This is a genomic window from Rhodovastum atsumiense (assembly GCF_937425535.1).
GTDB lineage: Bacteria > Pseudomonadota > Alphaproteobacteria > Acetobacterales > Acetobacteraceae > Rhodovastum > Rhodovastum atsumiense.
Window position 1 is genome coordinate 430,789 of record NZ_OW485601.1, and the last position, 14,589, is coordinate 445,377.

Below are 14,589 nucleotides of genomic sequence, written 5' to 3' on the forward strand. Positions count from 1 at the left end.
CTAGAAGCGTTCGCCGGTGAAATGGACCAGTTGCGCGCCGGCCTCGTAGCCGAATTCGCGGGCGAGCCGGAAGGACGGTGCCCGGGGATCGGTCCAGGGCAGCGGCATCTCCTGCTCGGGCAGGTCGCCGAGCACGTGCCGCGCCAGCACCTGGCCGAACACGGTGCCCGGGGCGATGCCGCGGCCGTTATAGCCGGAAAAGCCGATCACGTTCGGGGCGAAGCGGTGCAGCCGCGGCAGGGCGTTGTCGGTCATGCCGATCCAGCCGTACCAGGCATGCCCGAAGCGGACCTCGCCGAGCGCCGGGAACAGCCGGCGCAGCGACCGCCGCGCCCAGGCATCGTGCACGGCGGCGCCGCCGGCGCGCAGCGCGCCGACGCTGCCGAACACCAGCCGTCCGGCGGCATCCATGCGGAAGGAGGACAGCACTTCCTTGGTGTCCCAGCACCCCTCCCCGCCCGGCAGGATCTGCCGGCGCAGCGCCGGGTCGAGTGGCGACGTGGCCAGGTTGAAATACGGCAGGTGGACCTGCTCGCCGCGCACCACGCGCCACGGGCCTTCGCTGTAGGCATCGGTGGCGACGATCACCCAGTCGGCCCGCACCGTGCCGCCGGCGGTGCGCAGCCGCCATTCCCCGCCGGCGCGCTCGCAGGCGGTGACGGCGCTGCCGGCATGCAACACCGCCCCGGCCCGGGCCGCCGCGTGCGCGAGGCCATGCGCATAGGCAAGCGGCTGCAGCGTGCCGGCGCGCCGGTCGAGCAGCGCCCCGCTGTAAGCCCGGGTGCCGATGCGCGCCGCCGTCGCCTCGGCCGACAGCACCTCGACCGGGGCCCCGCGCTTCGCCCACTGGGTGGCGCGGGCCTCGATCTCGCGCAGGCCGGCGTCGCCGACCGCGCAATGCAGCGTGCCGGCGCGCTGCAACTCGCAGGCGATGCCGTGGGCGTCGATGATCTGCATCACCTGCTGCGGCGCGTCGCCGAGCAGATGCAGCAGGCGCTCGCCATGTACCGGCCCGAGCTCGCCCGGCAGGTCGTCGGGCATCACCCACATGCCGGCATTGATCAGGCCGACATTCCGGCCGGCGCCGCCGAAGCCGAAGCTGCGGGCCTCCAGCACCACCGCGCGGGTGCCCGCCTGGGCCAGGTGCAGCGCCGCCGAGAGGCCGGTATAGCCGCCGCCGACAATGGCGACGTCAACCCGAACGTCCCCCCTCAGTGCCGGCGCGTCCGGCGGCGGCGGCGCGGTTTCCGCCCAGAGGCCATGGGAACGCGAGTCTGTCACCATCATCGTTCTCTCTCGGAACCGAACAAGCCGGGTCAGCGAGGCCGCCGAGCGGGCATGCCTCATCACGGCGGGTTTACAGCCGGGCGGTGATGCCGAATATCGACGTTTGATCGGGAGTTCATTCCAGGAGGGAATGACCATGCTGACCGCGCGGCGTTTCCTGCCGTCCATGTCGTTGCTGGCGGCGTTCGAGGCCGCGGCCCGGACCGGCAGCGTGACGGCGGCTTCGCGCGAGCTGGACCTGACGCAAAGCGCGGTGAGCCGGCAGATCAAGGCGCTGGAGGCGCAACTGGGGGTGGCGCTGTTCGTGCGCGAGCGGCAATCGATCCGGCTGACCCTGGCCGGCCAGGGCTATGCCCGTGAGATCCACGAGGCGTTGCGGCGCATTTCCACCGCGTCATTGAACCTGCGCGCCAACCCGCACGGGGGCACGCTCAATCTCGCCATTCTGCCCACCTTCGGCGCGCGCTGGCTGGCGCCGCGGCTGAAGGGCTTCCTCGGCGCCCATCCGGGGGTGTCGGTGAACTTCGTCTCCCGCCTGTCGCCGTTCGATTTCCGCCTGGATTCGGTGGATGCGGCGATCCACTTCGGGCATCCGCACTGGCCGGGCGCGGAGCTGACCTTCCTGATGTCCGAGACCATCGCCCCGGCCTGCAGCCCTGCCTTCCTGGCCGCCCACGCCCCGCGCTGCGCCGCCGATTTCCTCAATCTGCCGCTGCTGCACCTGACCTCGCGGCCGGACGGGTGGGAACGCTGGCTGGCGGCCAACGGGGTGCCGGACGCGACCGTGCATGGCATGTTGTTCGACCAGTTCGCCGCCGCCACCCAGGCGGCGGTCGCCGGGCTGGGCATCGCCCTGCTGCCGACCTTCCTGATCGCCGAGGAACTGCAGCGGGGTGATCTGGTGCTGGCCGGGGCGGAGATGCGCGGCGGCGCCGAAGCCTATTACCTGGCCGTGCCGCTCGAACGCGTCACCTTCCCGCCGCTGATCGCCTTCCGCGCCTGGATCGCCGGGGAAGCCGCCAGACCGGTGGGATGATCCCGGCGTCCCGCCTCGGTGCAGCGGCCGGCATATACGCCATCATGCCGGCATGATGGCGTATATGCCGGCGTGCGGATCGCAGTAGTTCTTTCCCGCACGCTAATGAGTTTGTGCTTTGCAAGAAGCGGTCCAGAAAATTATCTGGATCCGGCAACTACTGGCCTGACTGATCCAACTGCTTCCACCCGGTGCGAACCAGCACCGGCTGCCGTTTCATTTGGCCTGAGCAAGCAGCGTGAGTGAGAAAGCAACGTGAGCCAAAAGGAACACTGCTTCGACGAGTCGGCGCGCCTGCGTCAGATCGCCCATCGCCTGATTCCGGGCGGGTGCCATACATATGCCAAGGGGGACGACCAGTATCCGGTCCTGGCCCCCGGCTTCATCCGAAGCGGCAACGGCTGCCATGTCTGGGACGCCGACGGCAACGCGTTCATCGAATACGGCATGGGCAACCGGGCCGTCGGGCTGGGGCACGCCTATCCGGAGGTTCTCCGGGCCGTGCGCGAGGCCCTCGAGGATGGCTGCAACTTCACCCGTCCGGCCACCATCGAGGTCGCCTGCGCCGAGCAGTTCCTGCGCCTGATCAAAGGCGCGGAAATGGTCAAGTTCTGCAAGGATGGCTCGGACGCGACCTCGGGCGCCGTGCGACTGGCCCGCGCCTATACCGGACGCAGCCTGATCGCCTGCTGTGCCGACCATCCGTTCTTCTCGACCGATGACTGGTTCATCGGCACGACGGCGATGCACGCCGGCATCCCCGAGACGGTGCGGCAGCTCACCCTGACCTTCCGCTACAACGACATCGCCAGCGCCCGCGCCTTGTTCGAGCAGCATCCGGGCCAGATCGCCGCCCTGATCCTGGAACCCGCGCGCCAGGACGACCCGGCCAATGATTTCCTCCATGCTCTGCAGCAACTCTGCCACGCCAACGGCGCCCTGCTGATCCTCGACGAGATGATCACCGGCTTCCGCTGGCACCGGAACGGCGCCCAGGGACTCTATGGGATCGAGCCGGACCTGAGCACCTTCGGCAAGGCCATGGGCAATGGCTTCTCGGTCTCGGCGCTGGCGGGCAAGCGCGAATTCATGCGCCTGGGCGGGCTCGATCACGTGGACCGGCCGCGCGTCTTCCTGCTCTCGACCACGCATGGCGCCGAGACCCACGCCCTGGCGGCGGCGCTGGCCACGATGCGGGTGTATGAAAGCGAACCGGTCATCGAACACCTCACCCGTCAGGGCACGCGCCTGGCGACCCAGATCCGGCAGGCCATCGCGCATCACGGGCTCACGGACCACGTGAAGATCGTGGGCCGCCCGAGTTGCCTGGCCTATGCCACCCTGGACCCGGCCGGCCGTCCCTCGCAGGCGTTCCGCTCGCTGTTCCTGCAGGAGACGATCCGCCGCGGCGTGCTGATGCCCTCGCTGGTCGTCAGCTACAGCCACCAGGACGCGGATATCGACCGGACGGTCGATGCCATTGCCGGCGCGCTCGCGGTCTATGCCCGCGCCCTGGACGAAGGTGTCGGGAAATACCTCATCGGGCGACCGTCCCAGATCGTCTACCGGCGCTTCAACCAACCGGATGTCCAGTCGGCAGCGTAGAAGACACCAGCACCACAATGACCATCCCCATTTGCGCCAACGAGACTGCCCTGCGCAGTGTCGTGGTCAGCACCCTGCCGCAGGAATGGCAGGGACACCCCGTGCAGCTCCGCCGCCGGCAGACCCTGCGGCTGCCGCAGGGACAGGCGGACCAGTGCTTCCATCTCCAAAGCGGTGCCCTGCGCGTTTGCCGCGCCCTCGCCGATGGCCGCCGGCAGATCACGGCCTTCCTGTTCCCGGGCGACTGGATCGGCCTCGGTGAAGTGCAGATGCTCAGTGCCGGCATCGAGGCCATCCTGCCCAGCCGGATCGAGCGCTTCTCCCTCGCCGCCCTGGAAGAGGCCGCGCCGCTCAGCTTCGCCAGCGTCGCCGCGCTGCGGGACATGCTGAACGCCCGGCTCGTCGCCACCCAAAGCCGGCTGCTGGCGCTGGAACAGAAGAACGCCCGCGAAAGGCTGGCCTGCTTCCTGCTGGAGATATCGGATCGGCTCGCGGGAGGGGACAACGCCTTCACCCTGCCCATGTCACGATACGATATCGCGGACTATCTCTGCCTGTCGTCGGAAACGGTGTGCCGCAACTTCGCCCAGTTCATGGCCAGCGGCATCATCAGCCTGCCCGAGCCGAAGCAGGTGCACATCCTGCGACGCGGCTCGCTGCAATTCATCGGCCTGTAGCCGAGGCCTGCGGGAGCGCCGTGCCGGCGCCCCCGCCCCCCGTTCAAAGCGCCTCGATGATGGTGACGTTGGCCAGCCCGCCGCCCTCGCACATGGTCTGCAGGCCATAGCGGCCGCCGCGCGCACGCAAGGCGTGGACCAGCGTGGCCATCAGCTTCGCCCCCGAAGCGCCCAAGGGATGGCCGAGCGCGATCGCCCCGCCATTGACGTTGAGCCGTGCCGGATCGGCACCGGTCGCCTGCAGCCAGGCCAGCGGAATCGGCGCGAAGGCCTCGTTCACCTCGTAGAGATCGATATCGGCGATCGACAGGCCCGCCCGTTGCAGGGCCCGGCGTGTCGCGGGAATCGGCTCTTCCAGCATGATGACCGGATCGCCCCCGGTGACGACGAGGGTATGGATGCGGGCAAGCGGGGTCAGGTTGTGGCGGCGCAGCGCGGTTTCGCTCGCCACCAGCAGGCCCGCCGCGCCGTCGCAGACCTGGCTGGCATTGGCGGCGGTGATGCGCCCCCCCTCCTGCAACGGCTTCACCGCCGCGATCGCCTCCGCCGTCGCATCAGGGCGGATGCCCTCGTCGTGCCGGTGCAGCGTCGTCGACCCGTCGGGGCCTTGCACCGGCAATGGCAGGATCTCGCGCAGGAAGGCGCCAGCCCCGGTCGCCGCGGCGGCGCGCCGGTGGCTCTCCAGCGCATAGACGTCGAGTTGCTCGCGGTCGAGCCCGTATTTCACGGCCACCATCTCGGCGCCGGAGAACTGCGAGAAGGTCTCCACGCCGTAGCGGTGCTGGATGCGCGGACTGAACGGGCCGACGCCGAGCCCGGCCTTCGCGTACAGGCTGCAGGGTGAGCCCATCGGCACCCGTGTCATGCTCTCCACCCCGGCGGCGATCACCAGGTCCTGCACGCCGGACATCACCGCCTGGGCGGCGAAATGCAGCGCCTGTTGCGAGGACCCGCATTGCCGGTCGATGGACACCGCCGGCACGCTGTCGGGCAGGGTCGAGGCGAGCACGGCGTTGCGGCCGATATGGGACGCCTGCTCCCCGGCCTGGCTGACGCACCCCATGATCACGTCGTCGATCGCCGCCGGATCGACGCCGGCATGCGCCACCAGCGCGCTCAGCACCTCGCCGGCCATGTCGGCGGGATGCCAGCCGGCGAGCCGGCCGCCGCGCCGGCCGCCGGCGGTGCGCAGGGCCGCGACGATATAGGCTTCGGGCATCATTTTTCTCCCTGGTACCGCGACCGCGTCAGCGGGGCGCCATGCGCAGCGCGCCGTCGATCCGGATGGTCTCGCCGTTCAGCATGGGATTGCCGATGATGCAGGCGACCAGATCGGCATATTCCGCCGGATCGCCGAGCCGCGGCGGAAACGGCACCTGCTGGCCAAGCGATTCCTGTGCCGCCGGCGGCAGCACCGAGAGCAGCGGTGTGAGGAACAGGCCCGGCGCCACCGTCACCACGCGGATGCGGTGCTGTGCGAGCTCGCGCGCCAGCGGCAGCGTCATGCCCACCACCCCACCCTTCGAGGCCGAATAGGCGGCCTGGCCGATCTGCCCGTCATAGGCCGCGATCGAGGCGGTGTTGATCGCGACCCCCCGCTCTTCTCCCACCGGCTCGGCGGCAGCGAGACGGGCGGCGAATTTCGAGAGGATGTTGAAGCTGCCGATCAGGTTGACTTCGATGACGCGGCGGAAGGTCTCCAATGGCTGCGGCTGGCCGTCGCGGCCGATGGCGCGCTGCGGAGTGCCGATGCCGGCGCAGTTCACCAGGATGCGCGCGACCCCATGGGCAGCCTCCGCCGCGGCGAGCGCCGCCTCCGCCGCCACCGGATCGGTCACGTCCAGGGGCTGGAACAGGCCGCCGGTCGCGCGCGCCTGCGCCTCGCCCCGTTCGACATCCCGGTCGAAGACGCTCACCCGCGCGCCACGGGCGGCCAGCAGGTCCGCCGTCGCCGCGCCCAGTCCCGAGGCCCCGCCGGTCACGATCGCAGCCATTCCTTCCAGTCGCACGCAAGCCGCTCCTTCCTGTTGGTGGGACCGGCGCCACGCGGCCTCCCGGTTCCATTGATGTTACTTGTTGGTATCGTGGTTACTCATGGGTATAATGCCGCCACATCGCCGCGGTCAACCGCCCGCCCCCCAGGAGACCAGATGCCATGACGCTGAACGTGCCGACGCCCGAGCACATGACCGACGGGGACCTCACGATCTTCCGCGATTCGGTGGTCCACTTCCTCGATCGCCACGCCCCGCCCGCCCGGATCGAGCAATGGCGGCACGACAAGGTGGTGGCGCGCGCATTATGGACGCGTGCGGGGGAAGCAAGCCTGCTCGGCCTGTCCACCGATGCCGATCATGGCGGTGCCGGCGGCGATTTCCGCCACGAGGTGGTGCTGATGGAAGAGGTCGCGCGGCGTGGCCTCGATGGCTGGGGGGTGACGCTGCACAACGCCATCGTCATGCCCTACATCAGCCATTACGGTACCGCCGAGCAGAAGGCGCGCTGGTTGCCGCAGCTCGCCAGCGGGGCCCGGGTCGGCGCGATCGCCATGACCGAACCGGGCGCCGGCTCCGACCTGCAGGGCGTGCGCACCACCGCGCGGCGGCGCGGCGAGGGCTATGTGCTGAACGGATCGAAGACCTTCATCACCAACGGCCAGACCGCCGAGCTGGTCATCGTGGTGGCGAAGACCGATCCCTCGCGTGGCGCCAAGGGAATCTCCCTGTTCGTCGTGGAAACCGAGGCCGCGACCGGCTTCGAGCGCGGCCGCAACCTCGACAAGATCGGGCTGGAGGCGGCGGACACCTCGGAGCTGTTCTTCAACGACGTGGCCCTGCCCGCGACCGCCCTGCTCGGCGGCGAGGAAGGTCGCGGCTTCGTGCAACTGATGGAGCAATTGCCACAGGAACGGCTGATCATCGCCGTGCAGGCCATGGCGATGATCGAGCGCGCGCTTGCCGTCACGCTCGATTACGTCCGGCAGCGCCACGCCTTCGGCCGCCCGGTCATCGACAACCAGGTCGTCGCCTTCCGCCTCGCCGAATGCAAGACCGAGGCGACGGTGGCGAAGGTGTTCGTCAATCACTGCGTCGGCCAGCACCTCGCCGGCAGGCTCGATGCGGCGACGGCGTCGATGGCCAAGTACTGGGTTACCGAGCTGCAGGGACGCATCATCGACACCTGCCTGCAGCTTCATGGCGGCTACGGCTACATGGACGAGTATCCGATCGCACGCATGTTCAAGGACGCGCGGGTCGCCCGCATCTACGGCGGCACCAACGAGATCATGAAGCTGCTGATCGCCCGCACGCTCTGAGCAGCGCCCGGCCGGGATGGTCGCATCAGCCCGGCAGCAGCGCCTGGTGCGGCGAGAGGGCCAGAAGCCGGGCCGCAAGTTGCTCCTTCAGCTCCTGCCAGCGCAGGGCCTCGGGCGGGGTCAAGGACCGTTCATGGGACAATCTGGCGAGACTGATGAAGTCCTCGCCCATGGCCCCCGGAGGCGTCACATAGGCGGCGCGCGCCGATCCGATGGTCACCTCGAACCATAGCCGGCCCAAGGCGGCCTCCGGGGCGGAGGGAGGAGCCATCGCGAGGTCCAGCGTGTAGCTGCCACGGCTGCCGGCGCGCGCGATCATCTCCACCGCATCACGCAGCCCGAGTCCGGGGAAAGCGGTGCGCACGGAGATTTCGGAGCGATCCGGCGGGCCGCCCGGGGAGAGATCAGCGAAGGCGCGTTGCATCAGCCTGAGCCCGAGCGCCAGACCGCCGATATTGCTGCGACCGTGGAACTTCACGCAGTCCTCGAAATCAATCTTCAGGCACGCGCCATGATCGCGGACCTGCACCGTCCGATCCGGTGGCGGGGCAGGAACCGGCGCCTCGCAGGAACGCCACAGTTCATCGTCGCCCGTGCCAAGCAGGCGTCCGATCAGGCTGTGCTTGGCGGCCTGATAGGCGGCACGCTCCGCCGCCGTTCCCCCGCCGTCCTGGAACGCTGCGACCTGCCGGATGAAGTCTGCCGTGAACAGATCCGGCGCCAGCATGTAGCCGCGCGCACGATCGTCCACGGCAACGACGAAGTAGAATCGCCCGATGCCTGCCGATGGAGCCTGCACCGCAGCGGCCTGCGGATCGACCACCAGCGCGCCGCGCGAGCGGGCCCGCGTGATCATCTCGATGCCGTCGAGCATCCCCTCGCCGGGAAAGGCCGACAGCACGCGGATGCTCGTGCGCAAGGGCGGAGCTTCCGGACTGAGATCGGCAAAGGCGCGACCAAACAGGCGCAGGCAAAGCGCCGACGCAACCACCTGCTCGGGGCCGCTGTAGCGGACCAGATCGTCCCGGCCGATGGCAATCTCGCCATCGCGGTCCCGCACGCGAACGAACTGGAGGGGAACGTTCACAGCAAATCTCCTGAAACACGGACTCCCTGCCACATATGAGAATGCGTCGCAATAGCGTTGCCACAACGATGTGGAAGCGGTATCTGCTGCGCCCTCGTCACGCCGCATCTGCAGGCAGGGTCCCGCCCTCGTGCTTCCGTCTCCCGCCTCCCCTCATGCCCGACGCGTCGCTGCGGCGCTGACCCATCTCGCCGCCTTTGGCGGTGTGGTGGTGCTGTGGGAAGGAGCCTGTCGATTCGGCCTGGTTTCCCCCTTCCTGCTTCCCGCGCCGGAACGGGTCGCCGCCATCGGCCTGGACATGCTCGCCGACGGCACCCTGGTCCGTCACACCGCCGTCAGCCTCGCCCGCGCCATGGCCGGTTTCCTTCTCGCCGTCATGGTCGCCCTGCCGCTGGCCGTGCTGCTCTCGCTGGCGCCGCGCCCGCGGCGGCTGCTCGAACCGTTGCTGGAGTTCCTCCGCCAGATTCCGCCCCTCGCTTTGATTCCCCTGCTGGTGCTCTGGCTCGGGATCGGCGAGGCGCAAAAACTCGGCGTGGTCGCGCTGACCTGTTTCTTCCCTGTCTTCCTCGGTACGCTGGGCGGACTCGCCCAGGTTGACAGGAAGCTGGTCGAGGTCGGCAGGGTCTGCGGCCTGGCACAGTCTGCCCTCGTGAGCCGCATCATCCTGCCGGCGGCGATGCCCTCCATCGTGACCGGACTGCGCATCTCGCTCGGCTTTTCCTGGCGGGCGCTGGTGGGGGCCGAACTGATCGCCGCGAGCGAGGGGCTCGGCTACCTCATCGTCGATGCGCAGAACATGGCGCGCACCGATGTCGTCCTGGTCGGCGTGGTGGTGATCGGCCTGCTCGGCATGCTGGTCGATCGCCTCACGCGCATGGCCCTGCACCGGGCCATGCCGTGGCTGCCGAGAGACGGTGGCGCCGATGCTTGAGCTGGCCGGTCTCTCGATGCGCTACGACATGGGCGGCCGCCCGGTCAGCGCACTGGACGCGATCGACCTTGCCTGTCCGGCCGGCAGCCTGACCACCGTGGTCGGCCGGTCCGGCTGCGGCAAGACCACCTTGCTGCGCCTGATCGCCGGGCTGCAACGCCCCTCGGCCGGCGAGGTGCGGGGTCGTCCGGACCGGATCGGCTATGTCTTCCAGGAACCGCGGCTGATGCCCTGGCTGAAGGTGCATGAAAACGTCGCCTTCGGCCTGTCGCAATCGCTGCCAGCCACAACCCGCCACGCCCGTGTCAGCGAAATGCTGGAGCAGGTCGGACTGACGGCTTTCGCCGATGCCTACCCGTCGGCGCTTTCAGGGGGAATGGCCAGCCGCGTTGCCATTGCCCGCGCCCTTGCCCCACAGCCCGACCTGCTGCTGATGGACGAGCCCTTCGCCGCGCTCGATGCCTTCACCCGCCGCAGCCTGCAGGCCGAACTGGTGCAACTATGGCAGCAGCGCCGTCCAACCGTGCTGTTCATCACCCACGACGTCGAGGAAGCGGTCCTCCTGGGTGAGCGGGTGGTGCAGTTCTCCGCCGGCCGGCTGGTCGGCACGCACGGCGTCGATCTTCCCTATCCGCGCGACCCCACCGATCCCGACCTGCTGCATCACCGCCGCGCGGTGCTTGCCCGCCTGCTGCAGGACCCACACAGCCAGGACGCCAGACCATGAGTCATCTCCTGCCCCGTCGCCCGCTGCTGATGGCCGCCATGGCCGGACTTGCCGGCGTCACGGGCGCCCATGCCGCCCCCGCCCGGCCGCGCAGCATCCGCGTCACCTACGTGACGGCGCCCTTCAACGTGCCGCTGATCGTGATGCGCGCCAATGGCTATCTCCAGGAGGCCTTCGCGCCGCTCGACATCGCCGTGGAAACGCCGGTCATCACCTCCGGCGCCGCGCAGTTCCAGGCCATCGCCGCCGGCGCCATCGACATCGCCAGCGTGCTGGGTGACACCTCCGCCATCATCGGCCGGGCCAATGGAGTCGACCTCAAGGTCATCGGCGCCTTCAGCCGCTCGCCGCGGGCCTTCGCCATCATGACACGCGCGGACGGCCCGGACTCCATCGAAGCGTTGCGCGGCAGGACGGTCGGCGGCCCCAAGGGCACCACGCTCAACCAGCTCCTCGCCGCCGCCCTCGCCGCACGCCGGATGCGGCTTGCCGACGTCAACTACCTTAACATGGACCTCGCGGCCGCGCGGGCCGCCCTGCTGGCCGGACAGATCGATGCGGCCACCCTGGCCGGGGCCGACGCCATGGCCGTCACCGCGGCCGGCGGGCGCATCATCACCACCGCCGAAGGGGTGACCTCGCCGATGAGCGTGATCGCCGTGCGCGGCGCCTTCCTCGCCGAACACCCCGATCTGGTGCGCCGCTATCTCGGGGCCCATGCCAGGGCGCTCGCGTTCCTGCGTGACCAGCCGGCGCGCGCACTCGACATCGCGGCGGCCGAACAGAAGCTCTCTCCGGAGGACGCCCGGACCATGTGGCCCTGGTATGACTTCTCGCCCGCGATCAGCGCCGCCGACCTGCGGAACCTGGAGGCGTGCCAGCACTTCCTGGTCTCGGCCGGGATGCTGCAGAAGACCATCGACATCGAAAAGGATCTGCTGGCGTCCGTTCCGGCCTGAGGCGACCCGGATCGCCCGACGTCACGAATGACGTGGTTGCAGGCCGAGCGTGAGAATATCGACCAGGCGCCGCGCCATTTCCGCCGGGGGCATGCCGCCCCCGGGCCTGTACCAATGCGCCGTCCAGTTCAGCGCGCCGGCCAGGGCGAAGGCGGTGTCACGCACATCGGGGGCGTGCGCCGAGCCGTCGGCGACCGCCTCGGCAATCAGGGCCCGCATGGCGCTGTCGATCCGCCGCTTGGCGGCGCGGAACTGCTTCGCGCTCTGCGGTGACAGCGCCGCGGCATCGGTGCGGATCACGCACATGCCGAAATCATCAACGGCAATCTCGGCGTAGCGGCAGAGGAAGGCGCGCAACCGGTCGAGCCCGGAGCCCGGCCGCTGCCGGGCGGCGGCCGCCGCTTCCTGCAACTGCGTGATCCCGCGCGTGACGCATTCCAGCAGCACCTGGTCCTTGTTGCCCAGATAGCGATAGATCACCGGCTTGGTCGCGCCCAGGCTGGCCGCCACGTCGTCGAGCGAGGTGGCGTGGAACCCGCGGGCGTTGAACATCCGCACGGCGGCCTGCAGCAACGCCTCGCGCTTGCGCTCACGTTCCTCCTGACGCTCGTCCGCGCTCAGGAACGGGGATGCTGCCACCGGCTGACGTGCCGGCGCGGCGGTACGGCCTGCCGCCTCGGGCGCCTGCCGGCGCGTCGCTTTCGCGGATGTCATGTCACGCTTCGATCCATCTGCGGCTGCACACCAGCCTTGACTCAATACTATAGGGTAAGCATCATACCGGCAAGTATGGAGCACGCCACCCGCGAGCAGCGATATCCGTTCGCGACCGACACCAGACCGGTGGCTCCGGGAGGAAACACCAATGCAGGCAAATGCCGCAATGCCCGACTCCGTTGCCGCGGAGGCCCGTCGCGCCGGCCGCAACACCATCGGCGACGCCATCGGCCGCGCCTGTGCCACTCATCGTGAGAAGGTGGCGCTGCGCTTCGCCGATCGCGTCTGGACCTATCAGGCCCTGGACGCGGAAACCGACCGCATCGCGGCCCGGCTGCGCGCCGGCGGGCTCGCCCGTGGCGACCGGGTGGTGGCGTTCGGCCGCAACTCCGACCACTACCTGCTCACCTGGATCGGCTGCTGCAAGGCGGGGCTGATCCATGTTCCCGCCAACTACGCCCTGACCCCCTCGGAACTGGCCTATATCGTCCGGCAATGCGGCGCCCGGCTGGTGCTGCATGGGCCTGACCTGCAGGTGGGATCGGAGGTACACCAGCTCGCCGAGGTCCGGCCGATCACCAGCGTCATGGCGGGCGACGCCCCGCCCTTGCCGGAGGATGACGGGCCGGACGACACCGACGTCGTCCAGATCCTGTATACCTCCGGCACCACCGGCGCGCCGAAGGGGGCGATGCTGACCCATCGCGCGCTGTTCAGCGAGTACATGAGCTGCATCGTCGCCTGCGAATTCACCGGGCAGGATCGCAGCCTCGCCGCGCTGCCGCTGTACCACAGCGCGCAGATGCACGTCTTCTGCATGCCACAATTGCTGTGCGGGGCGGAAATCATGCTGGTCGAGGCGCCCGCGGCCACCTTGTGCCTGGACCTGATCGAGCGGCACCGGCTCAATTCCTTCTTCGCCCCGCCCACGGTGTGGATCACCCTGCTGCGCCACCCGGACTTCGCCACCCGCGACCTGACCAGCCTGCGCCGCGCCTATTACGGTGCCGCCATCATGCCGGTGCCCGTGTTGCAGGAACTGCGCGCGCGCCTGCCCGGCCTGCTGCCGTTCAACTGCTACGGCCAGAGCGAAATCGCACCGCTGGCCACCGTGCTCAAGCCGCACGAGCACGAGGCCCGTCCTGCCTCGGTAGGACGGCCGGTGCTCAACATGCGCACCCGCGTGGTCGATCTCGACATGAACGACGTGCCCCCCGGCGAGAAAGGGGAAATCGTCCACCGCACGCCGCATGTCATGCTGGGCTACTGGGACAAGCCGGAGGAAACCGCGCAGGCTTTCGCCGGTGGCTGGTTCCATTCCGGCGATGTCGGCATCATGGACGCGGAGGGCTACCTGACCATCGTCGATCGCATCAAGGACGTGATCAACAGCGGCGGCGTGCTGGTGGCCAGCCGCGAGGTGGAAGAGGCGCTGTTCACCCACCCCGCCGTCTCCGAGGTGGCGGTGATCGCGGTTCCTGATCCGAAATGGATCGAGGCGATCGCCGCCGTGGTCGTGCTGCGCCCCGGCCACAGCGTCACCGAGGCCGACCTGATCGACCACGCGCGCGGGCTGATCGCGCCGTTCAAGCTGCCCAAGCGGGTGATCTTCGCCGAGGACCTGCCGCGTAACACCGCGGGCAAGTTGCTCAAGCGCGAGCTGCGTGCCCGCTTCAGCGGCACCGGCACGGCGGTGATGGGCGTCGCCGGTTAGCAGCCGGATCCGGCGGACAGCGTCATTGCCGGCCGTCCCTGGCCGGTGGCGATGGCCGCAAGAGTGCGCTGGCAGCAGCGTGGATGGCGCTGCCACGCGGGAAACAGCGTGATCCTGCGCAGCGCCGCGGCAGCATCGGCGGCGTCGGCAAGGATGGCGTCGGCCAGCAGACGGTGCGCGGCCAACTCCGCCGCCCCGGCCGCGGTAAGTTCATGCCGGGAGTGGCCCGCGCCGTTCCCGGTCGCGGCCACGAACCCCATCTGTTCCAGCCGCAGCAGACCGGCATGGACCGCGGCGGGGCTGGCGGCGACACCGGCGCACCCGCGCTCCGCCAGGGCCTGCATCGTCAGCAGGCCGGTGCGGGGCTGTTCGTCCAGCACGGCCAGGATCGCCAGGCGCAAATCCGGCTCATCCAGCCATTGCCCCTCTCCTGCCCCGCCGCAGCGCGCACCGCCCCGCCGATGACGCCAGCCGTCGCGGCGCCTCTGCCCATGGCGGCCATCCGGAAACGGCATCACATGCCTCCTGGAAAT

The 14,589-nt window shown here is 69.5% G+C and carries 14 protein-coding genes; 8 read left to right on the top strand and 6 right to left on the bottom strand.

From position 1 onward, the window contains the following. On the bottom strand, positions 1 to 1,287 hold the full coding sequence (locus tag NBY65_RS01795; RefSeq protein ID WP_239002649.1) for an NAD(P)/FAD-dependent oxidoreductase: 1,287 nt from the start codon (positions 1,285 to 1,287) through the stop codon (positions 1 to 3). A 130-nt stretch (positions 1,288 to 1,417) separates the two neighbouring features. On the opposite strand from NBY65_RS01795, the gene NBY65_RS01800 reads away from it, so the two are divergent. The 3 genes from NBY65_RS01800 (at position 1,418) to NBY65_RS01810 (ending at position 4,605) form a co-directional block, all read left to right on the top strand. Next, positions 1,418 to 2,323, top strand: coding sequence for a LysR family transcriptional regulator (locus tag NBY65_RS01800; RefSeq protein WP_338110376.1), 906 nt, complete (start codon positions 1,418 to 1,420; stop codon positions 2,321 to 2,323). 255 nt (positions 2,324 to 2,578) lie between these two features. Next, positions 2,579 to 3,928, top strand: coding sequence for a glutamate-1-semialdehyde 2,1-aminomutase (locus NBY65_RS01805; protein ID WP_150039069.1), 1,350 nt, complete (start codon positions 2,579 to 2,581; stop codon positions 3,926 to 3,928). A gap of 17 nt (positions 3,929 to 3,945) precedes the next feature. Further along, a complete protein-coding gene (locus NBY65_RS01810; protein ID WP_150039070.1) occupies positions 3,946 to 4,605 on the top strand; it encodes a helix-turn-helix domain-containing protein in 660 nt (219 codons plus the stop codon). Between the two features lie 43 nt (positions 4,606 to 4,648). On the opposite strand, the gene NBY65_RS01815 is transcribed toward NBY65_RS01810, so the two are convergent. Beyond that, the gene (locus tag NBY65_RS01815) at positions 4,649 to 5,824 is read right to left on the bottom strand and encodes an acetyl-CoA C-acetyltransferase (RefSeq protein WP_150039071.1); all 1,176 of its coding nucleotides are present in this window, start codon (positions 5,822 to 5,824) and stop codon (positions 4,649 to 4,651) included. A gap of 28 nt (positions 5,825 to 5,852) precedes the next feature. Further along, entirely contained in the window at positions 5,853 to 6,614 is a 762-nt protein-coding gene (locus NBY65_RS01820; RefSeq protein WP_150039072.1) for an SDR family NAD(P)-dependent oxidoreductase, read from the bottom strand. Between the two features lie 146 nt (positions 6,615 to 6,760). Here NBY65_RS01820 and NBY65_RS01825 point away from each other — a divergent pair, with 146 nt between their 5' ends. Further along, positions 6,761 to 7,921, top strand: a complete 1,161-nt coding sequence (locus tag NBY65_RS01825) for an acyl-CoA dehydrogenase family protein (protein WP_150039073.1) — start codon at positions 6,761 to 6,763, stop codon at positions 7,919 to 7,921. Between the two features lie 25 nt (positions 7,922 to 7,946). On the opposite strand, the gene NBY65_RS01830 is transcribed toward NBY65_RS01825, so the two are convergent. Then, positions 7,947 to 9,008 (bottom strand): hypothetical protein, encoded by a 1,062-nt coding sequence (locus tag NBY65_RS01830; RefSeq protein ID WP_150039074.1) that lies wholly within the window; start codon positions 9,006 to 9,008, stop codon positions 7,947 to 7,949. Between the two features lie 130 nt (positions 9,009 to 9,138). Here NBY65_RS01830 and NBY65_RS01835 point away from each other — a divergent pair, with 130 nt between their 5' ends. The 3 genes from NBY65_RS01835 to NBY65_RS01845 are packed head-to-tail and all read left to right on the top strand — an operon-like array spanning position 9,139 to position 11,625. Continuing rightward, positions 9,139 to 9,939 (top strand): ABC transporter permease, encoded by an 801-nt coding sequence (locus tag NBY65_RS01835; protein WP_203330363.1) that lies wholly within the window; start codon positions 9,139 to 9,141, stop codon positions 9,937 to 9,939. Continuing rightward, complete coding sequence (locus NBY65_RS01840; protein WP_150039075.1) at positions 9,932 to 10,666, top strand: ABC transporter ATP-binding protein; 735 nt, start codon at positions 9,932 to 9,934, stop codon at positions 10,664 to 10,666. The genes NBY65_RS01835 and NBY65_RS01840 overlap by 8 nt, the downstream gene beginning before the upstream one ends. Then, on the top strand, positions 10,663 to 11,625 hold the full coding sequence (locus NBY65_RS01845; RefSeq protein WP_150039076.1) for an ABC transporter substrate-binding protein: 963 nt from the start codon (positions 10,663 to 10,665) through the stop codon (positions 11,623 to 11,625). The genes NBY65_RS01840 and NBY65_RS01845 overlap by 4 nt, the downstream gene beginning before the upstream one ends. A 21-nt stretch (positions 11,626 to 11,646) precedes the next feature. Here the strand turns inward: NBY65_RS01845 and NBY65_RS01850 are convergent, their stop codons facing one another. Continuing rightward, positions 11,647 to 12,339, bottom strand: a complete 693-nt coding sequence (locus NBY65_RS01850) for a TetR/AcrR family transcriptional regulator (protein WP_150039077.1) — start codon at positions 12,337 to 12,339, stop codon at positions 11,647 to 11,649. 169 nt (positions 12,340 to 12,508) lie between these two features. On the opposite strand from NBY65_RS01850, the gene NBY65_RS01855 reads away from it, so the two are divergent. After that, entirely contained in the window at positions 12,509 to 14,056 is a 1,548-nt protein-coding gene (locus NBY65_RS01855) for a fatty acyl-CoA synthetase (RefSeq protein ID WP_150039078.1), read from the top strand. Here the strand turns inward: NBY65_RS01855 and NBY65_RS01860 are convergent. Beyond that, a complete protein-coding gene (locus NBY65_RS01860) occupies positions 14,053 to 14,571 on the bottom strand; it encodes a PadR family transcriptional regulator (protein WP_150039079.1) in 519 nt (172 codons plus the stop codon). The two genes, NBY65_RS01855 and NBY65_RS01860, sit on opposite strands and share 4 nt — an antisense overlap. Positions 14,572 to 14,589 lie beyond the last annotated feature (18 nt).